The sequence below is a fragment of the Polaromonas sp. genome, from assembly GCF_039932935.1.
Taxonomy (GTDB): domain Bacteria; phylum Pseudomonadota; class Gammaproteobacteria; order Burkholderiales; family Burkholderiaceae_C; genus Polaromonas.
Genome location: NZ_JBDTPB010000046.1, coordinates 1 through 20,178, shown reverse-complemented (window position 1 = coordinate 20,178; position 20,178 = coordinate 1). Strand labels below are relative to the sequence as shown.

Here is a 20,178-nt window from a genome sequence, read left to right as displayed (position 1 = left end):
TGACGGCCAGGTGGGCGCGCTTCATGAGTTCGAAGGCGAAGTCCCAGCTGCCGCTGACGCCCAGGCGGGCGGCTGCAGCGGTGCAGTCGGCGTAGGCATAAAACGCACCATCCGGCATCACCGGGACGGTGAGGCCCAGGCGGTTCAGCTCAGGAATGAAGTAGTCGCGGCGAGCCTTGAACTCGGCGCGGCGGCGTTCGTACTCCTGCAGGCTCTCGGGTTCAAAGCAGGCCAGGGCGGCGTACTGGGCCACGGTGCTCGCGCAGATAAAGAGGTTTTGTGCGATGCGCTCTATCACCGGTGCCAGCGCTTCGGGCACCACCAGCCAGCCCAGTCGCCAGCCGGTCATGTTGAAATATTTGCTGAAGCTGTTGATACTGATCACGCTTTGGCCCAGGTCGCCGGGCATGGCCAGTGCTGAATGGCCGAAATGCTCTTCATAGCTCAGGCCCAGGTAGATTTCATCGATCAGCGTGATGCCGCCGCGGCCATGCACAAATTCGTGAATACGCTGCAGCTCTTCGGGCGCGATGGATGTGCCCGTAGGATTGGACGGCGAGGCCAGCAGTACACCGCGTGTTTTGGGGTTCCATGCCGCCTCTACCTTTTCGCGGGTCAGCTGAAAGCGTTCTTCGGCGGTGGTCGCAACCAGCACTGCATTGCCTTCGGCCGCACTGACGAAATGCCGGTTGCAGGGGTAGCTGGGGTCGGGCATCAGGATTTCGTCACCTGACTCAATCAGGGCCAGGCAAGCCAGCTGCAGGGCAGCAGAGGCCCCCGCGGTGATGATGATGCGGCTGGGCGCGACCTGCGCGCCGAAGCGCGAGGCATACCAGCCGCTGATGCGTTCACGCAGTGCCGGCAAACCCGTGGCTTGGGTGTATTGCGTCGTGCCGTGTTCAATGGCGCGGGCTGCGGCTTGTTGCACCAGGGGCGGCGCCGTGAAGTCGGGCTCGCCGATGTTCAGGAAGATCATGGGCGAAGCGCTGTGCGCAAATTCCTGCGCCAACGCAGAGGCCGCTTTGGCAACCTCCATGACATAGAAGGGCTCAATCCGCTGAGCCCGCTGGGCGATTTTCAAGGCTGGCCTTTCGCGGGGCGAGCCCCTATCGGGATTTGTCGGCGGCAACTTCGGCGGCGCGCAACGAGGGCGCCATTTTGTTCAGCACCCCATTGACGTACTTGTGGCCATCGGTTCCGCCAAAGGCTTTGGCAAGCTCGATGCACTCATTGATCACGACGCGCCAGGGCACATCGAGGCAGTGGGTGAACTCATAAGCGCCTATCCACAGCACCGCATGCTCGACCGGCGAAATTTCGGCCATGGGCCGGTCCAGCAGGGGCGTGATGCCTGCATCGAGCGTTGCCGCACCTTCAATGCAGCCGTGCAAAAGCGCGTCGTAATGGGCTGAGTCGGCTTTGTGGAAACCCACGAGGTCGCGGGTAAACGCGTCAATTGAATCCGCCTCGTTGCGACCCACCAGGTGCTGGTAGAGCGCTTGCAGTGCGAACTCGCGTGCGCGGGTGCGGGCGGATTTGTCCGCCGCCTTTTTCACGCCCGTATCGGTCAGGCCGGTGCGGGTTTGGGGCGGGCGTTTGGGTTTGGTGATGGGGTCTGCCATGGAGTGCCAGTCAGGTTAAGGGGTGCAGGAGCAGGCGCTCAGGCAAGGTCATTGATCAGGTTCGCCATTTCGACGGCGACGCGGGCGGCGTCGCGCCCTTTGTCGACCTGGCGGGCTTCAGCCTGCGCGACGTTTTCAGTCGTCAGTATGGCGTTGGCAATGGGCAGCTGGTAGTCAAGCGCCAGGCGCGTGACGGCGGCGCCGCTTTCATTGGCCACCAGCTCGAAATGATAGGTCTCACCACGGATGATGCAGCCCAGGGCGATTAACGCGTCGTATTTGTCGCTTTCGGCCAGGGCCTGAAGCGCGAGGGGGACTTCCAGTGCGCCGGGCACCTTGACGTGTTTGATGTTGTCCTCTGGCACACCCAGTGCGGCCAGCTCGTGCTTGCAGGCTTCGGCGAGTGCATTGGTGATGCTTTCATTGAAGCGCGCCTGCACGATGCCGATCGAAAGTTTTTTGCCGTCAAGCTTGTCGCCTGAACCTTTTTCTGCTCCAAACACGATGAATCCCTTTGATTGATTTTTGAGTAAATGAATTGTGAATGGGCTAGTCTTTGGTGGTGTAGCCCACGATCTCGAGGCCATAACCCGTCATGCTCGGCATGCGGCGCGGGTTGCCCATGAGGTTCATCCGGTGCACGCCGCATTCACGCAAAATTTGTGCGCCCACACCGTAAGTGCGCAAGTCCATGCGGCCGCGCTCGGGTGCCTGGCTGGCGCGTGCCGTGCCCTCAAACTGGGCCAGCAATTGCGCAGCGCTTTCGCCGCAGTTCAGCAGTACGGCAACGCCCTTGCCTTCGTCGGCGATGTGCTTGAGGCTTTGGTCCAGGCTCCAGGAGTGCATGGAGCGGCCTGTTTCCAGTACGTCGAGTACCGACAGTGGCTCGTGCACGCGCGCAGCCACCACATCGTCGGCGGACCATGCGCCCTTGACGAGGGCCAGGTGCAGGCCCTGGCTTGGCTTGTCCCTGAAGGCATGGGCGGTAAATTCGCCAAAGGCGGTTTGAATGGTGCGGCAGCCAATCTTCTCAACCAGCGAATCGTTGCGGCTGCGGTGTTCAATCAGGTCGGCGATGGTGCCGATCTTCAGGCCGTGTTCGGCGGCAAACAGCAGCAGATCCGGCAGGCGGGCCATGGTGCCATCGTCCTTCATGATTTCGCAAATAACGGCGGCCGGCGAGCAGCCAGCCATGCCGGCGAGGTCGCAGCCGGCCTCGGTGTGGCCGGCGCGCATCAGCACGCCGCCGTCCACGGCCTGCAAGGGAAAAATATGGCCGGGCTGGACCAGGTCGTTGACCTTGGCGTCTTTGGCCACTGCGGCCTGCACGGTGCGGGCGCGGTCGGCGGCTGAAATACCGGTGGTCACGCCCTCGGCGGCTTCAATGGAGACGGTGAAGGCGGTGGAATGCTTGGTGCCGTTGCGGGTGGCCATGGGCGGCAGTTGCAGCAGCTCGCAGCGCTCGCGGGTCAGGGTCAGGCAGATCAGGCCGCGGCCGAAACGCGCCATGAAGTTGATGGCCTCGGGGGTGACGTGGTCTGCCGCCAGAACCAGGTCGCCTTCGTTTTCACGGTCTTCCTCGTCGATCAGGATGACCATGCGGCCCGCGCGCATGTCGGCAACGATGTCTTCAACAGGAGAAATGGCAGTGGTCATGGGTCAGGGCGTATTGGTTTTAGGAGCGTCGTTGAGCATGCGCTCCACGTAGCGGGCAATCAGGTCAATTTCCAGATTGACGTTGGAACCGGTACTCAGCTGGCCGAGTGCGGTGTTTTGAACCGTGTGGGGGATGAGGTTGATGCTGATTTCAGTTCCGGCGGGAGGGGCGGCCAAGTCGGCGACGCGATTCACGGTCAGGCTCACGCCGTTGACGGTGATGGAGCCTTTGTACGCCAGATACTTCCCCAGTTCGCGGGGGGCGAGAATGCGCAATTCCCAGCTTTCGCCCACTTCGGCGAAATGCGTTACGCGCCCAATGCCGTCAACATGGCCTGACACGATGTGCCCACCCAGGCGGTCGTGCGCGCGGAGGGCTTTTTCAAGGTTGATGGGGCCTGTTTCTGCCAGCCCGGTGGTTTTGGCCAGGGATTCCGCAGAGATGTCGATGGAAAACCGGTTATTGGCAAGATCCAGCGTCGTGGCGGTCATGCAGGCGCCGTTCAGGGCAATGCTGTCGCCCAGCCCTACGTCGTCAAGATAACCCGCAGGCGTCTCGATGGTAAGCCGCTTGCCATGGTCTGAAGAGCTGCCCAGGCTATGGATGGCGACGATGCGCCCCAAGCCGGTAATGATTCCGGTAAACATCCGGCTATTTTCGCAGGGATTGAAGCCATCCGGACGGGCAGGGCCACTAAACCGGCACGAAAGCTGCCCAACCGGTGCCCAGGGGGCTGACTTGCTTCGGTAAAGCCTAGAATTGGTCGCGGCCCTTGACGCGTGCCAGTATGCGCAGGTCTGGTCCGATCATGCGCGTCGATACAAACTGCAGCGCGAGCCCGCTCGAGAGCTCTTCCAGCGCCGGCAGCGCCGTCATGCCACGGCCCGGGCCCAACAGCGTAGGGGCTATGTAAAGCAGGAATTCATCTACCAAGTTTTCCCGGACCAGCGAGCCATTGAGCTTGTGGCCGGCTTCAACATGCAGCTCGTTTATTTCACGGTGGGCCAAGTCACGCATCATGGCGGCGAGATCCACCTTGCCAAATGGGGAGGGCAGGGTCATGATCTTGGCGCCGCGAGCTTGCAGGGCCGCTGTCCTTGCGGGGTCCTGGATAGCGCAGTAAATCCAGACTTCGCCGTCCGTATCGAAGAGCGCGGCGTCCGGCGGGGTTTGCAGCTGGCTGTCCACGATGATGCGGTGCGGTTGGCGTGTTGTCTCCACCAAGCGCACATCGAGACGAGGGTTGTCTTCCAGCACAGTGCCGATGCCAGTCAAAACCGCTGATGCCCGGGCTCGCCAGGCATGACCATCGGCACGCGCCTCAGCAGAAGTGATCCATTGGCTTTTGCCGTTCTCCAGCGCTGTGGTGCCGTCGAGCGAGGATGCAATCTTCATGCGAACCCAGGGCGTGCGCCGGGTCATGCGGCTGAGGAAGCCTATGTTGATTTCACGCGATTCGGCAGCGCCGGGACCTACCTCGACTTCAATGCCGGCTGCCCGCAATATCTCAAAACCTTGGCCGGATACCAGGGGGTTGGGATCTGCCATTGAAGCTACCACTTTTTTGATGCCTGCGTTGATTAGGGCATCGCAACAGGGGCCGGTCCTGCCATAGTGGGAGCATGGCTCCAGGGTGACGTAAGCGGTGGCACCTGAAACATCGCGGCCCTGTTGCTGCGCGTCGCGCAGGGCCATGATTTCGGCGTGGGGGCCACCGACCTGCTGGGTATGGCCTTGTCCTAAAACCGAGCCGTTGTCATCAACGATTACGCAACCAACGGACGGGTTGGGCTGCACCATTCGAATACCAGTCTCCGCCAGGTCCGTCGCCAGCCGGATGTATTCCGCGTTAGAAAACAAAGTCAAATCAATCGGTAGCGCTTGTGGAGCAACTAGCGTCGCTTGTGCTCGTTGGCTTGCAGGTCCTGGTTCGCCCCGTCTTGGAGATGATGATTCTGCGGGTTTGATCGGCTTGAGTGTTTCCGGCAAGGTCGTTACGGGTCAACGTAATTGTCAACGCGCCGAATGTACCTGTCTTTGTTTTTGCATAACCAGAGGCATCAAACATGATGTAGGGGGTGCTGCCCGTGGCAACGTTCGTTCCTGTCACGCTAAAGTAAGCAGGAAGCGCGTTCTGCACAAGAATGGTCCCGTCAGACGTAGGGCTGTAAGTTTGGGTTCTGTCCTTGTCGACAAAAATCACCCAGCCTGTACTCCAGTCGGAGCCATTGTTGGTCGGTACGACGAACGAGTTCATTCCACGCTTCATTGCTTCCGAGCGGGCCGCGTTGATCGCGGCGATGAATGTGTTGGTAGCCGAAGTCAGTTCGGCATTGCGCTTGAAGGTCGTCAAGCTCGGGATGGCAACCATCGTCAAGACCACGCCAATTGCCAGCGTGATCAGCAACTCGATGAGCGTAAAGCCGCTCGAGATTTTACGCCGGGACATCATGGCCAGCAAAGTGAAAAAGTAGGCGTAACGCCGCTTGGCGGAGCCGTACAGTCTTTGACGCCGGTGCTTGTCACTCTCAGCGAACCAACAGCGGAGTCGCTACCCTTGGGTTGTGCAACCACGCGCACGCATTCCGCGATTGAGAAGGTCGCGGTACCGCTGGTGCAGTTCTCTGCTGACAGGAGATACGCGCCATTCGCAAGCGAGTCCCCTGAGTAGGTCTTGAACGGCACGCTTGAGGCTGTTACGCCCCCACAAGCCGTGGCTGGCACGGGAGCTGCGGCTGTTGCTACGCCAGTGCTTGCCGTTGTAAACCCCAGATAGCAGTTTCTTTGGGTCAAATAACGTTCCTGCTGTTGCAGCAGTTCAGCCAAGGCCGTACGGGCCTGGGCTCGCTTGCCTTTCAAGATTGACGATGTGTAAGCAGGATAAGCCACGGCAGCCAGGATGCCAACTATGGCAACCACAATCATCAGCTCCATCAGGGTGAAGCCCCTCATTTGTTTGTATTTCATGGTGCGTTCTTTAAGTCAAGGTAGTTGTTGATTTGACGCCAGCTTAACCGTCCTGTCACAAAGGTGGTTGTAGTAGTTCCACTGGTCGCTACGCCTTGAGAGCCGACATCCGTGTTCTGGGTGACGGTAGTCTTGATTCGCCTGCCGGTGGTCGTACTGACGGTGTAGGTGGTTGCGCTCGACACCTCAATCAGCAAGGGCTCTCCCAGCAGACCAACAGTTGATGTCCTGAAAGATCCATTGCCGGAATCGATATTCATCTCGTATGTCTGCCCGCTGCCGCCGCTTGCGACACAGGAACCTAGCGCACCGGAAGCCGCCGGTATAAGCGAGCCGAATTTGAGGGTATCGCCAATGAGGCTCACACTCGTGATGCTTCGCTCCCCGGAGACCGCGAAGTCAAAGTACCAGCCCGATCGCTGCGTTGAGTCGCCATCGCTGGTGGCACGGCCTATCTTGAAGGCAGGAAATGTCACGGTTCGGGCCGTCACGTTGACAGTGCCCGCCTGCAACCGTCCCCTGCCGTTGACGGCACTATTGCCGACTGGCGAGGTGTCGGCCGCTGCACTGCCATTGTCATATACGGTATAGAACGAATTCTGGAGAGTGGATGTCTTGTCTCCCGTTTCCAGATATTTTCCGGTACCGAACGAGACGTAGGACGTGTTGACACCACCGACCACCGGCCCGGATACCACAATGGGCGGCATCGAGATCGGTTGTACTAAGCCACCACTTGTTTTGGCAATGAACATGGGATAACCAACAATGGGAGCCGTGCCCTTCTTGAAATAGGACAACAGGTCAAAAGTCCATTCGCTGGCGCCGCGCTGCGTAAAGTCGAGTTTCCACAGTTTGCCGTGCAAATCACCCATGTAAATTTGCGCCAATTCCTTGTTCAGGCCAAAGGTTGCCGCGAAATTAATCAGTCCAGGCGCGGTGCCTGTAGCGTTGTTTACGCTTAATGTGCTGTCTACAGGAACGGTGAGTTTGTAGTAATTGGGCGTGGCGCCTGCGGATGTCCATGCCGTGCCTGCCGGCTTGTCAAGGGCGAGCAGGAACAGTGCAGGATTGCCGTCACTGTAGTTACCCGTGCTGTCGGGATTGGTGTAGTTGTTCACGCCACTTGCCACCACTGCAAACCAGCGATAAGTTGCCGTGGTGGCTCCCGGAGCGCTGGTGCGCAACTTGAGGATTTGGGGGCGCCCGACCACATACCCCATCGAAGCATCGTCCTTCTGTGTGAACTCCCACATGACATTGGAGGCCGAAAAGGTGGAGGGGGTTGTGACGTCCAGAGCGTATACGCCAGGCCCACCGGCACCTGTGCCTCCTACCAATACGGTTTTCCAGTCGCTTGCGGAGCCGGCACTTCCTACTTGGGCTTCTGCGACCGCCGGTGTGGCATCAACATAGGCCTGATGGTTGCTGTTATATGTCGTGGCGGTCAGTGCGGCAAGCTTGGGTCCCATCCAGCTCGGGATGTAGCCAAACAGCTCGTCACCGGTATTGGCATTGAAGGCGTGAAGCATGCCGTCGTTGGCGCCAACAAATACGGCAGGTGTACGGCTTGAGTTGGTGCTAAAGAAAGTGTTGTAAGCCGCTGTTCCCGGGGTAATGCTGAGGGTGGGTGTGCCCGAATACACAATACCCGAATTGACGACGTCTCCAAGCAGCTTGCTTCGGAGGCGGAAAGGTGCGCCCTCTTTGGAGCGATCACCCCTGATGTAGTTAAGGCGGTCCTGGGCCAGGCCATCCGCTGCAGACGCCGGTGTCAATTTTGCAAGATCAACCTGGAGCGTACTGTCGATGCTTGCCCATTGGAAGTCACTGGCGGGGGGATTGGTTGTGGCGCCTGCTCGGCCGACGACGATATTACGCGTGGTTGCCGGAGCTGCAAGAGCGCCAAGTTTGGTAACGGCCTGCCAGTTGGGTGTTGAACCGATCGCGACGGTGTTACTGGCATTCACAGTGACCGGGATCGCCAGGACATCTCCACTCCAATCAGAAGTGTCAAACGCACCTTGATAGATGGTGCTGCCCGCAGCGGTCAGGTTCTGGTTGGAAATGGCGCTTTTTGCAATACTGCGAGCAGAGGTCGAGGCACGACTGAAAATGCTGTCAAACGCATTCAACACGTCTCGCGCACTGCTTTGCAGATAAAACGTACTGGCTTCACCTGGAACATCTACATCTTGCCAGACATCGTTGTTGTTGGTGCCGTCTTGCTTTTTGAACGGGTTGCCGTAGGCGTTGTATGGTTTGCCACCAATGTTGGACGAGTCGGATTCAAAGCCACCGTATTTCGCCGAGGTAAAAAACTGGTTTCTATTTTGCCTGTAGGCGGTGGTATTTGACGAACCGTTCTCATTGACGTCAAAGAAAAAGGACTTGGTCCTCAGGCCTGGCCGCTGCAGCGCCGGGCTGCCTGTCCATCCTGTTCCCCGAATGTCATGGGTATGTGCCCAGTAGGCTTGGCCCGTCAGCACTTGCGAGCCGCTGGACACGCTTTGCGTCTGAGTGTTTGGCGTGTTGGGGTTGCCCGTTGTTCGCGACACGCCCTGACCATCGAGGTACGATGTGCTGGCATTCGATTCGAAGCTATTGACAATACCTTTCCAGTAGCTGAAGTCCTGGATATTGTTGGCTGTATTGGCTGTCCGTGTCAGGAGGGTGTTGCCATCGTGGGTATTGACGTCGCCGATCACCACAATGTTGCTTTTCAGGCATGAGTAGTCTGCCGTATTGGTGCGCGAACCTCCATAGGGGTCGGTCCAGGCTGTGTAGACCGGATAGCCGTCATACATGGCTGTCGTCAAGCCGCTAACAGCGCCGGGCGTGGGGCCAAGCCCTTGCAGATATCGCAGCGTTTCGCCATAAAGTTCACCGACGGCGTCGTAAATTTTGTAGCGGCCGGGGGTCGGGCCGGTCCGACCGAATTTGTTCAGGTAGTTGATGACGCCGCTGATGGGTGTGGCTTGCGTGGTGTCACCGTCAGGGTTGGCTGCGAAAACACCTGTGTTGGCATTCCATTCGGCTTTGGGATTGCCGGTGCCAGGGGTGTTGTCGAGTCCTGTTTCATCAAATGTCTTGGCCCCGACAAATTTCATGGGTGCCCGCAACACACCGCCATAGCGTCCGCCGCTTGAGCTTTGGGTCTGGTCCATCAGGTAACCGAAAGCTGCCAGTCGCAACTGATCGCTGTACTTCTGGATGCTGCCCGTTGGCTTGAAGTTGCCATTGGGGTATTTGGTGCACAGCCCAAAGTCACGAACATCCTGCAGTACGCCCGAAACGTTGCTATTGCACACTTGAACCCGGGAATAGAAAAAGCCATCGGTATTCAACGTTGCTGTCGAGGGGGTGGGCGTCCAGGAGCCGGTGTAGTTACGCGTGTAGCAGGACTTCACCGTGCCGGGTGCGGGGTCTACGCCGATGGTGGCTGTGTTGCAAGTCACACCTTCGGAAGCCGGGAAAATGACCCATCCGCCGTTTGAGTTGTTGGTGCCTTGGGCACCGTAGAGCACCTCCTTGACGCCTGTGAAGTTGCACTCCGCATTTTCAGCTGCGCAAAGCACACCGCCAAAGTTACCCAAACCTGCATTGCGCGTGCTAAAACTGGCGGTGGTGCCTTTTTGCCGTATGGAACCGGCGCCTAAGGTATAAGCCGCCGTGTTGCCGCACCCTCCGGTAGCGGACGTCCCAAAAAATATTTGATTTAACGTATTTGCCACAAAGACATTACTGCCTGCTGCCTGAGTGATCATTGCGGTAGGGATTGCACCCCAGTATTTCCCTGTACCGCCGCCGTCTTTTTGCAACTGCTTGGAGGGAAAGTTACCGGTGTTCCAGAAGCAGGAGGGGTCACCATTCGGAATAACGGCCCGCTGCAAGATGGTCAGTGAAGGGGTGTCGATGTAGCGGTCGCCGCCGGACAAGGCCAGGCGCAACATGTCGATAGCAGAACTGGACGACCAGTTCAGGAAATTCCCGCTGAATGCGTTGGTGCACATTCTGTTAGTGGCCGCGCCGGTGCGGTCAAAGCGCTTGTAGTCGGTCGTTGTCAGTCCCGACGCCGGGGTTTCTGAGGGCGCGTTGTTGTAGGTGTAGCAACTTTCCGCGTCGTAGTAGCCAAGATACTCGTTGGTATTGCTGTAATTCGCGTCGAGGTATTGCGCGCCCACCGTTGGAAACTCCACTGACAGAGCCAGTGCAATCACAGGCTTGTCGCCACCGGTTGCCGCGAACAGGGGGTCTGAAGACAGCGCCAGTCCCTTGATGTTGGGTGGGGTGGTCGCGCCAATTACCACAAGCGCAACGGTGGCTGTAAGTAACAACGTGACGAGGGGTATCCAGCGTCGCTTGGCGAACAGTCCCAACTTGCTTTGACTGAAGAGCCCAAATCGCGGTTTCACTGGCGAGGTGCTGTCGGAAGGGTATGAGGACAAGGAGTTTGTTTTCATGGTGACATCTACCCGTTCTTAATTTCGGTAAATCATCTGGACAAGGGCCTGGATATCGTCGCGTGGGCCAAAACCCATGGCAGTCACACGGTAGATGTATTTGGTCTCGGTTGAGGTCAGGTTGCGGCTACCCGAGCCCGCGCCAAATTGGTCAGGAATGGCCTCAATGACGTAGCGTGGTTTTTTGGCAGGCTGAATGCCAATGCTTCCTGCCGCAAATGCCCTTCCGGTAAAGCTGCCAAATTCCGTGGTCTGGGCAGTTGCGCCTACTACGTCAAAGGGAACTGTCAGCCACGCCGGTTTTCCGGTTGTAGCCAGACTGCAAAGTCCGGCACTTGCACCACTCGACCCGCACCCGTCGATAAATGCGCCGACATTTGTCTGGGGAGAGAAAATCGAGCGCCTTGACGATGCACCGGGGCCGAACATGTCAAATTCTGCATCCATCAGAGCCGCCTCGGCAGACTGCCATGCAATCTGCTGATCTCTGTCATTGCGTGCGCCTCTCTCGCTCATGGTCGAAATCTGCATACCCGCAACGCCCACCAGTGACACGATGGTCAGGATGATCATTACCATGATCAGTGATGCGCCTTGCTGTGACTTGCTGCTCCAGCGGAGCAACCCCGCCTTTGTGATTGCGCTCATTGCTCAAAGTCCCTGTTCATTGCGTAGATGAATCGTAAAAGTCACCACTTGGCGGAGCCGACGGTCGACGGCGGGCGTAAAAATCGTGCCGGGATCAGTGGCCGACGACAAAGCAGAGCCTGCCGTACCGCCAGAAGAGTCTGCCGCCTGTCCGAGGGGGTAAAGGGTCGGCTGTGTTTGGCCTTCGGGAAAAGAGCCGACCGGGCCGCGCAAAATCATGCCGATGCGCAGGCTTCTGACCCGGCGCCAATTGTCATTGGTGCCCATAAGATTGCCGGGCACAGTCATCTGGTCGGCGCGCAGGTAACGATCGGCAACGGAGCTGGTGGGTAGTCCGGTGGGTGCCGTATTGGGAATAACACCCACAACGCCGTAAAGCACCTGGAAGTTCTCCACGCCACGAATAATGGGTTGCACCGAAATGACGCCAGTGGTCGGATTGGCGGAAGAGCACATCAGGCTCAACTCACCGTCGACCGCGCTGGGAGCAACATGAATGACACTCCAGGCTCTGTCGTCGCGATTCACGGGAACAACCGTGGATGCGTTTCCCGAGCAATCGATCATCGACAGGTCGGAAACGCCGGAGCTGGGAAAGGTTGAGGCAATTTGGTATCGAATGACCAATACGTCGCTGCCATACCCTGGCGATGTCGCGCCGGTACGGGCAACTGCCACGTTGCTCGGATCGCTGGCACTGGAGGTTGAATTGTTAAAGCCGGTTACGTTGGGATCGGGGTTGGTTGGGTCTCCGCCTACGCGAGAGGAGGCAGCCCAAGATACATCATCAAATCCGGCTTGTACACCCAGGCGTCTTATCAACTCCGTGGCAAATCGGGCGTTTTCACGCAACTGCGCAGCGGCATCAACAGTGGAAAACCCTTGGCGACTGGCCACAAGTGCGGAAACTGCCGCAACGGCAATGACAGTGCTGATGACAAGTGCAACCAGCAGTTCAACGAGTGTCAAACCAGCCTGACTGTGCGACCGCCCGTGGCTATTGGCTGGCAGAGGAAATGAATTGGACGCGCTATTCATACAGAATTTCCCGGCGTGACTGGCAACACCATGCCAGGTGTCGTTGCAAAGTCCAACGGTGCGGTATTCGTATTGGAGCGATTGGTGGAATTTCGTGTCCAGCCAATCTTGATGACAGTTGTTGCATTGGCGACGTTATCGCAAGCCCAGCGCGGTATGCCCTGTGAGTCGAACGGAGCTGAGTCTGTGCAAACGACCACCCGGGCACCTGGCAGTTCCCTGTCAACTCTGGTCAGCCACTCCGTCATTTCTGCATTGGCGGTGGCGGTTGTGGTGGCGCAACCGGTAGAGGCGTTAGCGGCATTGAGGCAATAAGCGGCGGTGCCTGGGACAAGAGGGCTGGCGAAACTTCCCATGTAAGGGTTGCCGGTAGCCAGTAGCCCGATATCCTTGTTTCCTCGCATCATTTCGGCCAACTCGCGGGCAAATTCACCGGCAGTTGACTGCAATCGGGCGTCACGGTTGGCCTGAAGGGCGGCGGCCTGAAGCCCCACCATGCCCAAGAGGCCAAACGACAAAATAATGATTGAAATCAGCACCTCCAGCAGCGAGAAACCCGCTAGCTTCGAGGCGCGCCCTAGCATGCGGCTGCGACCGGGCTGATATGAGGATGGGGCAGGCGATTTGTCCATGCGCCAATGATAGGGCGAGGACATTTCGTAGGGTAGATATGTCGCTACCGGCTATCGCCCCCCGTCCGCCGTTTGACTGGAAAGGCAGTATCGGGGCCTGTCGTTTGCCCGGTTAACCGTGATTTCCTTCCACATGTGGCACATCAGACATGCCGGCGAGAGCGCTCGATTAACGCCGCACCTCATCCACCAGCGTCTTGAACTCGTCAATGTCTTCAAAACTGCGGTAAACGCTCGCAAAACGGACGTAGGCGACTTTGTCGAGCTTTTTCAGCTCGCGCATGACGAGTTCGCCGATGCGGTTGGAGGCGAGCTCGCGCACGCCCAGGCTCAGCAGTTTTTCCTCAATCCGCTCAATGGCGGAGTCGATTTGCTCGGTACTGACCGGGCGTTTGCGCAGGGCCAGGCTCATGGAGCCCAGAATCTTGCTGCGTTTGTACTCGATGCGCCGGCCGTCCTTTTTGACGATGGCTGGAAAGGCCACGTCCGGCCGCTCGTAGGTGGTAAAGCGCTTTTCACAGGCGCCGCACTGGCGGCGGCGGCGTATGAATTCGGCGTCTTCGCCCACCCGCGTTTCCACCACCTGGGTTTCGAGGTGGCCGCAAAAGGGGCATTTCATGTGTTCTGACGCCCATTTAAAGACACGAATTGGCCTTCAGCCCAATATGGACGGGCGCAAGCAGCTATCAAAATCATAGTGCCTGCGCCGCCCGTCATGCTTAGCGGTAAACCGGAAAGCGGCTGGTCAGGGCATGGACCTTGGCGCGAACGGCGTCGATATTGGCCGCGTCGCGCGGGTTGTCCAGCACATCGGCGATGAGGTTGGCCGTGGCGCGGGCTTCTTCGTCCTTGAAGCCGCGGGTCGTCATGGCCGGGGTGCCAATGCGCACGCCGCTGGTGACCATCGGCTTTTCCGGGTCGTTCGGGATGGCGTTCTTGTTGATCGTCATGTGGGCGCTGCCCAGAACGGCTTCGGCTTCCTTGCCGGTGATGCCCTTGGCACGCAGGTCGACCAGCATGACGTGGCTTTCGGTGCGGCCGCTGACGATGCGCAGGCCGCGCTGCGTCAGCGTGTCGGCCAAGATCTGCGCGTTCTTCACGACTTGCTGCTGGTAGGCCTTGAACTCAGGCGCCATGGCTTCCTTGAAAGCCACCGCCTTGGCGGCGATCACGTGCATCAGCGGGCCGCCCTGCAGGCCGGGGAAAATCGCGCTGTTGATGGCTTTTTCGTGCTCGGCCTTCATCAGGATGATGCCGCCGCGCGGGCCGCGCAGGCTCTTGTGCGTGGTCGAGGTGACGATGTCGGCGTGCGGCACCGGGTTGGGGTACACGCCCGCAGCCACCAAGCCGGCGTAATGGGCGATGTCGACCATGAAGATCGCGCCGACGGCCTTGGCCACCTTGGCGAAACGCTCGAAGTCGATACGCAGGCTGTAAGCGGAGGCACCGGCAATGATCAGCTTGGGCTTGGTCTCATGGGCCTTGCGCTCCATCGCGTCGTAGTCGATCTCTTCCTTGTCGTTGAGGCCGTAAGAGACGACGTTGAACCACTTGCCGCTCATATTAAGGGCCATGCCGTGGGTGAGGTGGCCGCCTTCGGCCAGGCTCATGCCCATGATGGTGTCGCCGGGCTTCAGGAATGCCAGGAACACGGCCTCGTTGGCGGAGGCGCCGCAATGCGGCTGCACGTTGGCGGCTTCGGCGCCAAAGATGGTTTTGATGCGGTCAATGGCCAATTGCTCGGCCACGTCCACGTGCTCGCAGCCACCGTAGTAGCGGCGGCCGGGGTAGCCTTCAGCATATTTGTTGGTCAGCTGCGAGCCCTGCGCGGCCATGACTGCGGGCGAGGCGTAGTTTTCGCTGGCGATCAGCTCGATGTGGTGCTCTTGCCGGGCGTTTTCAGCCTGGATGGCGGCGAAGATTTCGGGGTCGGTTTGTTCAACGAGGATGTTGCGGTCGTACATGGCAGTCCTTAAAGACGTGGTCCCTGCTATTCATATGAGCGTGGCTCTAAATGAAACAAGGGCTGCCCAGGCGAACGGCTGAACGCTTTCGGCCCATCGGCTTTCAGCGGTGCGCTTCCCAGTGGTGTCCCACGTCAGCTTCAATGGTTGCGAAAACCCTGAGCCTATCGCCAGTTGCGCACTTTGCTAGTGTAACTGAGGGCGCCCAAAACCTGCCGTGTTGAGGGTTCTTTGCCTGCAGCCTGAAAAGCAAAAAGCCGGGGCGCTGGCGGCGGCCCGGCTTTTGGAGCGGATGAGTGCAGGCAGAAAGGCCCGCAAGGCAGCCGGATCAGGACTGGTTCAGCAGCGCCACCTTTTCAGGCGTTTTGCCTTCAGCCTCGGGTTTGGCCGGCAAAGAGGCCGGCACCGGGCGTGATGTGCCGGGGGGTGTGCCGAAGAACGGCGAGGGCGCGCCGCGCTTGGACGCAGACGCCACCACTGCCAGCAGGCGGGCATGCTCGCCCATCACCTTGCCGGCATAGCCGCCATCGTCGTCCATGTTGGCTGCGCCTACATAGTATTTGAGGCCGCCTTCGAGCGAGCCGGCACGGCTGATGCATTCCTGCAGCACCTTGACGCCGACGCGCAGGTTGGTCACCGGGTCAAACGCCGCCAGCTTGCCGCCGAAATTGTCGTATTTGTCGTGGTGCACCTTGGTCATGACCTGCATCAGGCCCTGGGCACCCACCGGGCTTTGCGCGAAAGGGTTAAAGCCGGATTCGATGGCCATGATCGCCAGGATCAAGGTCGGGTCGAGCTTGGCTTTCTGGCCGATGTCAAAGGCCTCGGCCACCAGCACACTCAGCGGCTCAGGCGCGACGCCGTATTTTTTGCTCAGCCAGTAAGCCACTGCCGCCTGTTGGGAGGGCAGATCCTTCGGGTTGGACGCCGTGGCCCGCTCAATGGCAGCCGGCTCGGTAAAACCGACGGCGGCCTCCCGGCGCTCTTGCAACCAGGTCATGAGCTTGAATTCACCGGCCTGGCGCAGGTCGGGCCGGGCGGTCAGTGTGATCACTGCAAACACCACGGCCAGGCCCAGCAGGGCAAAGCTGTTGTGGGTAATCTCGAAAAAGCCTTGGGCGATGTCATCAACAATGTTGGAAACACTGCTGCGCACATTCTTCACGTGTGCGGCGACATTCAAGTCAAGGCCGAATTGTCCTAGCGCTGTCATAGCACTCCTTTCTACGCTTGCAGGCCTTTTGGGGGCCAAGCAGGCTTTGATTGGGTCGCCATCAAACCAAGGCATTGCCTTGTGGGTGTTGACCCTTGTTTGACGTTGCCGGCTTCTTTGATGAATAGGGCAGCGGGTTCGGGTTGTCCCTAGGATTCGTGGGACTGGCGGGATTCTATGGGGTTGGTTAATAACCTGTCAATAATAACAAATTGATTCTTTATATCAAAAACTCAAATAAAAACCTTGATTTCCGGTAAAACCGGCCTGAATCAAGGTGCTTAGAGGCTCTACTTGAGATCCCGCTCTAAGTTAAATGAGTCCCCTAAAAAGTCAGATCGGCTCTGCGCCGGTCCGTTTGTAGGCCGTTTTCTACATCTCATGTAAGTTGAAAATTCGGTCAGCCATGGCCGGTTGGGCTCCCAAAGGCAGCGGCAATCACAGCGCGCGGTGTGATTGAAAAGATGGTCTTGCCTGTCCGGCGGCATAGGCTTAACCTGCAGTTGTCTGTTCATTCAGGCATCCACCGGGTAACCAACCCCGGAAGAACTGAGAGCAATCACTTGCTTTCATCGCACTGGAGACGATTCATCTCTTCTTTGCGGAACCCCGACGGCATGAGCATAAATGCCCGCCGTCAACCCCGACCAGCTTGCTGGCCGGGGTTTTTCTTTTTCGGGGTGACCGTCTTTTTCAAATAAACCATTGACCGATTGGCCATGGCGCTAAAAACTCGACGCCTATGGCAAGCAATGAATCGAAAAACACCGGGTCGGGCGTGAAATGGCAGCAATACAAATGGAACAAATGGAGGGAAATCGGCAAAAGCTTGCCGGCCAGGGCGGCGAACGTGGCCAGGTCGCCGCTGTGGCGGCGCCGCGCCGTCTGGGCCCTTGGCCTGCTCCTGCTGCTGTGGGCGCTGGCCTATGCGGCGGTGCCGCCCATCCTGAAGTCCCAGCTGGAGAAGATCGCCTCTGAAAAACTCGGGCGCCAGGTCACAGTAGGCGGGGTCGACTTCAAGCCCTGGTCGCTTGAGCTGACGCTTCACGACCTGGCCATCGCGCGCGCCGGCACGGCTGATGGCGCTTCGTCGTCTCCCCAGGCAAAGCCCCAGCTTTCCATCAAGCGCCTATATATAGATGCCGAACTGGAATCCCTGCTGCGGCTGGCGCCGGTGGCCGATGCCGTGGTGGTGGAGGAACCCGTGGCTTTCCTGACCCACCAGGGAGAAGGGCGCTATGACATCGACGACGTGCTGGAACGCTTCAAGACGCCCGCGGACCAGCCCGCCGGCGACCCGCCCCGTTTTGCGGTCTACAACATTGTGGTCAGCGGCGGGCAGATGGACTTCACCGACAAATCCGTTGGCAAAACCCATGAGCTGCGCGAGCTGGGCCTTTCGGTGCCGTTTTTGAGCAATCTCAAGTCCAAGCGCGAGGTGAAGACTTCACCGCACCTGGCGTTCAAGCTCAACGGCAGCAGTTTTGACACGGCCGCTGAACGCACGCCGTTTGCCCAGACCCACAAAACCGAGGCCACGCTCACCCTGCGCGGCTTCGACCTGAACCCCTATCTGGCGTATTGGCCGGCCAGCCTGCCGGTCAGGCTGCAGAGCGCGGTGCTGCACGCGGACGCCAAAATCGCGTTTGAGCAGACCCCTGCCACGGTGGTGCGCATTTCCGGAACCGTGACGGCGGAACAGGTCCGCTTGCTGACAGCGCAAACCACCGGGCCATCATTCGCGACTACACCAGCCATGCCGGCCCCGGGCAAACGCGGTGCAGCGGCCGGCGCCCGGCCGCCAGCCGCCAGCGCCGACCTGCTGGCTTTTGAACGCCTGCAGGTCACGATGGAAGACGTGCGACCGCTGGAGCAGTTCGTCAAACTCTCGGCGGTCGAGCTCACCGCACCCACGCTGTCGCTCGCCCGGGACCGGGCAGGGCGGCTTAACCTGTTGCCACCTGTCGCATCGGATGCTATAAAAAAAGGAGCTGCTGGCGCTCAGCCAGAAGGGGCTGCAGGCCAAAATGACTTGAATAGTTCGGTCCAGGCCCAGGCCCAGGCCCAGACCCAGCCACCTGCCAGTGCCGCGTCAGCCGGCAACCCGGCGGCTGCGCCTTCTGCCAAAGCACCGCCCTCATCCGCACCCTGGAAAGTTCAAGTGGCGCGTGTGGCCGTACGTGCGGGTCGGGTGAACTGGCTGGACGAAACCCTGGCTTCGCCCGCCGACATCCGCCTGTCCGGCCTTGTGCTCAATGCCTCCGGCATCGCCATGCCCTTTGTGGCCAGTGCGCCGCTGCAGTTCAACGGTTCGATCGGACTGGAGCCGCCTCCAGCTGCATCGGCGCCACAGCCTGCAAAGACCGGAACCAAACTGCCAGCCAAGCCCGTCGCCCCCGCAGCACCTGCTGCCACGCCAGCGCTTTTGACCTTCAGCGGCACCGCCACCGATCAGGCCGCTCAAGCCACCGCCACCGTGGCAGCCTGGCCCCTGGGCATGGCCGCCAAATATGTCGGGCAGTTTTTGCTGCCGGCGCTGAACGGGCAACTGGACGCCCAGCTCGGCGTGACCTGGCAGGCGCCCAGCGGCGACAAGCCGCAGCTGCTGCAAGTCACCGCCCCGCAGCTGGCCCTCAGCGACATTTTGCTGGCGCAGGGCAAGGTGTCGCTGGTTTCCGTCAAGCGTGTCGAGCTCGCGCAAGTCGACATCGACGTGACGGGCCAGTCCTTCAAGGCCGCCAGAATGCAGCTGGCCGAACCCAAGGCCAAGGTGTCACGCGACACCGACAAGCGCTGGATGTATGAACGCTGGATGATGAGTCCGGGCGCCACCACGCCGGCGCCACCTCCCACCGACGCGGCCACGCGCGCGGCAGCGCCCTTCTGGGCCGTAGCAATTGCCGATGTGCAGCTGGACGGCGGCGCCATGTCGTTTTCCGACCAGTCCGGTGCCAAGCCGGTGACGTTTGAGGTCGGCGCTGCGAAAGCCCAATTGGGCGGGCTGGTGCTGAACGACAGGCCGGACGCCAAGGCACAAGCCGCCAAACCCATGCCGCTGACCGCTTCGCTGCGGTTGGCTACCGGGCGTTTTGAGCCCGGCAAGGTCGACTTCAATGGCAGCCTCGGCTTGAGCCCGGTCCAGGCGCAGGGGCGGCTGGTGGTCGACCGGTTGCCGGTGCAGGCCTTCGAGCCCTATCTGGCCGACATCCTCAATATTGAACTGCTGCGCGCGGACGCCAGCTTCAAGGGGCGCGTGTCTTACCGGCAAACACCTGCGGGCCCTCAGGCGCAGGTGGCGGGCGATGTGTCGCTGGAGGAGTTCAGGGCCAACACCCTGGCGCCCAGTGAAGAGCTGCTGGCCTGGAAAGCCCTGAACCTGCGCGGCCTGAATGTGGCGCTGGACCCGGCCAAGGCCACCAAGGTCGATGTCAAGGAAACGGTTCTCACCGACTTTTTCGCGCGTGTGATCGTTCTGCCCGATGGCCGCATCAACCTGCAAAATCTGGTGAAGTCCGGCAAGGACGCGGCCGCCGCCAGCGCGCCGGCGGGCACTGCAACCCTGGCCATTTCTCCGTCGTCGCCGCTGCCTTCGGTTTCTGGTGCTACTGAAACCATAGCTGGTGGCGCACAGCCTGTGCTGGCCAGTGGCCAAAATGCTTCAGAATTTGTCTCGGCAGCGCCCGTCAGTTCGCCGGTGTCACCCACTGCGGCAGGCGCTTCTTTGGCGCCTGTCGTCAACTTCGGCCCGATCAGCCTGATCAACGGCAAGGTGCTGTTCTCAGACCGCTTCGTCAAGCCCAACTACTCCGCCGACCTCAGCGACCTGACCGGCAAGCTCAGCGCCTTTTCGTCGGTGACACCCACCGTGCCGGGCACCACCGCCACAGCGCCCAACATGGCCGACCTGGAGCTGCGCGGACGCGCCGAGGGCACGGCCTCGCTCGAAATCCTGGGCAAGCTCAACCCGCTGGCCA

Annotated in this window: 16 protein-coding genes and 1 riboswitch; of the genes, 1 reads left to right on the top strand and 15 read right to left on the bottom strand. The window is 59.8% G+C overall.

Translation table 11 applies throughout. The annotated features are described in order from the left end of the window. From ABI546_RS08210 to ABI546_RS08140, 15 genes are all read right to left on the bottom strand, one after another. A partial coding sequence (locus ABI546_RS08210; protein ID WP_348045908.1) for a pyridoxal phosphate-dependent aminotransferase occupies positions 1–1,081 on the bottom strand: 1,081 nt, incomplete at its 3' end. Between the two features lie 25 nt (positions 1,082–1,106). Next, positions 1,107–1,622 (bottom strand): transcription antitermination factor NusB, encoded by a 516-nt coding sequence (gene nusB, locus ABI546_RS08205; protein WP_348045906.1) that lies wholly within the window; start codon positions 1,620–1,622, stop codon positions 1,107–1,109. A gap of 38 nt (positions 1,623–1,660) precedes the next feature. Further along, positions 1,661–2,125: a 6,7-dimethyl-8-ribityllumazine synthase gene (gene ribH / locus ABI546_RS08200; RefSeq protein ID WP_348045904.1), complete on the bottom strand. Its 465-nt coding sequence runs from the start codon at positions 2,123–2,125 to the stop codon at positions 1,661–1,663. Between the two features lie 46 nt (positions 2,126–2,171). After that, positions 2,172–3,278 carry a bifunctional 3,4-dihydroxy-2-butanone-4-phosphate synthase/GTP cyclohydrolase II gene (ribBA, locus tag ABI546_RS08195; RefSeq protein ID WP_348045902.1) on the bottom strand — a complete coding sequence of 369 codons (1,107 nt, stop codon included), beginning with the start codon at positions 3,276–3,278 and terminating at the stop codon, positions 2,172–2,174. 3 nt (positions 3,279–3,281) lie between these two features. Next, a complete protein-coding gene (locus ABI546_RS08190) occupies positions 3,282–3,926 on the bottom strand; it encodes a riboflavin synthase (protein ID WP_348045900.1) in 645 nt (214 codons plus the stop codon). Between the two features lie 106 nt (positions 3,927–4,032). Beyond that, positions 4,033–5,118, bottom strand: coding sequence for a bifunctional diaminohydroxyphosphoribosylaminopyrimidine deaminase/5-amino-6-(5-phosphoribosylamino)uracil reductase RibD (gene ribD / locus ABI546_RS08185; RefSeq protein ID WP_348045912.1), 1,086 nt, complete (start codon positions 5,116–5,118; stop codon positions 4,033–4,035). Between the two features lie 28 nt (positions 5,119–5,146). Beyond that, on the bottom strand, positions 5,147–5,731 hold the full coding sequence (locus ABI546_RS08180) for a GspH/FimT family pseudopilin (RefSeq protein ID WP_348045910.1): 585 nt from the start codon (positions 5,729–5,731) through the stop codon (positions 5,147–5,149). Continuing rightward, complete coding sequence (locus tag ABI546_RS08175; protein WP_348045898.1) at positions 5,728–6,246, bottom strand: type IV pilin protein; 519 nt, start codon at positions 6,244–6,246, stop codon at positions 5,728–5,730. Before ABI546_RS08175 ends, ABI546_RS08180 begins: the two co-directional genes overlap by 4 nt. Next, positions 6,243–10,709 carry a PilC/PilY family type IV pilus protein gene (locus ABI546_RS08170; RefSeq protein ID WP_348045896.1) on the bottom strand — a complete coding sequence of 1,489 codons (4,467 nt, stop codon included), beginning with the start codon at positions 10,707–10,709 and terminating at the stop codon, positions 6,243–6,245. Before ABI546_RS08170 ends, ABI546_RS08175 begins: the two co-directional genes overlap by 4 nt. A gap of 18 nt (positions 10,710–10,727) precedes the next feature. After that, the gene (locus ABI546_RS08165; RefSeq protein ID WP_348045894.1) at positions 10,728–11,357 is read right to left on the bottom strand and encodes a PilX N-terminal domain-containing pilus assembly protein; all 630 of its coding nucleotides are present in this window, start codon (positions 11,355–11,357) and stop codon (positions 10,728–10,730) included. A gap of 3 nt (positions 11,358–11,360) precedes the next feature. Beyond that, a complete protein-coding gene (locus tag ABI546_RS08160) occupies positions 11,361–12,395 on the bottom strand; it encodes a PilW family protein (protein WP_348045892.1) in 1,035 nt (344 codons plus the stop codon). Further along, complete coding sequence (pilV, locus tag ABI546_RS08155; RefSeq protein ID WP_348045890.1) at positions 12,392–13,027, bottom strand: type IV pilus modification protein PilV; 636 nt, start codon at positions 13,025–13,027, stop codon at positions 12,392–12,394. Before pilV ends, ABI546_RS08160 begins: the two co-directional genes overlap by 4 nt. Positions 13,028–13,196: 169 nt before the next feature. Next, positions 13,197–13,646, bottom strand: a complete 450-nt coding sequence (gene nrdR / locus ABI546_RS08150; protein ID WP_348045888.1) for a transcriptional regulator NrdR — start codon at positions 13,644–13,646, stop codon at positions 13,197–13,199. A 100-nt stretch (positions 13,647–13,746) separates the two neighbouring features. After that, positions 13,747–14,991, bottom strand: a complete 1,245-nt coding sequence (glyA, locus tag ABI546_RS08145; RefSeq protein WP_348045886.1) for a serine hydroxymethyltransferase — start codon at positions 14,989–14,991, stop codon at positions 13,747–13,749. Positions 14,992–15,048: 57 nt separating this feature from the next. After that, a riboswitch (ZMP/ZTP riboswitch) is annotated at positions 15,049–15,179 on the bottom strand. Between the two features lie 140 nt (positions 15,180–15,319). Then, positions 15,320–16,204, bottom strand: a complete 885-nt coding sequence (locus ABI546_RS08140; RefSeq protein WP_348045884.1) for a lytic transglycosylase domain-containing protein — start codon at positions 16,202–16,204, stop codon at positions 15,320–15,322. Positions 16,205–16,946: 742 nt separating this feature from the next. Here ABI546_RS08140 and ABI546_RS08135 point away from each other — a divergent pair. Further along, the coding region (locus ABI546_RS08135) for a DUF748 domain-containing protein (RefSeq protein WP_348045882.1) at positions 16,947–20,178 on the top strand (3,232 nt) is incomplete at its 3' end.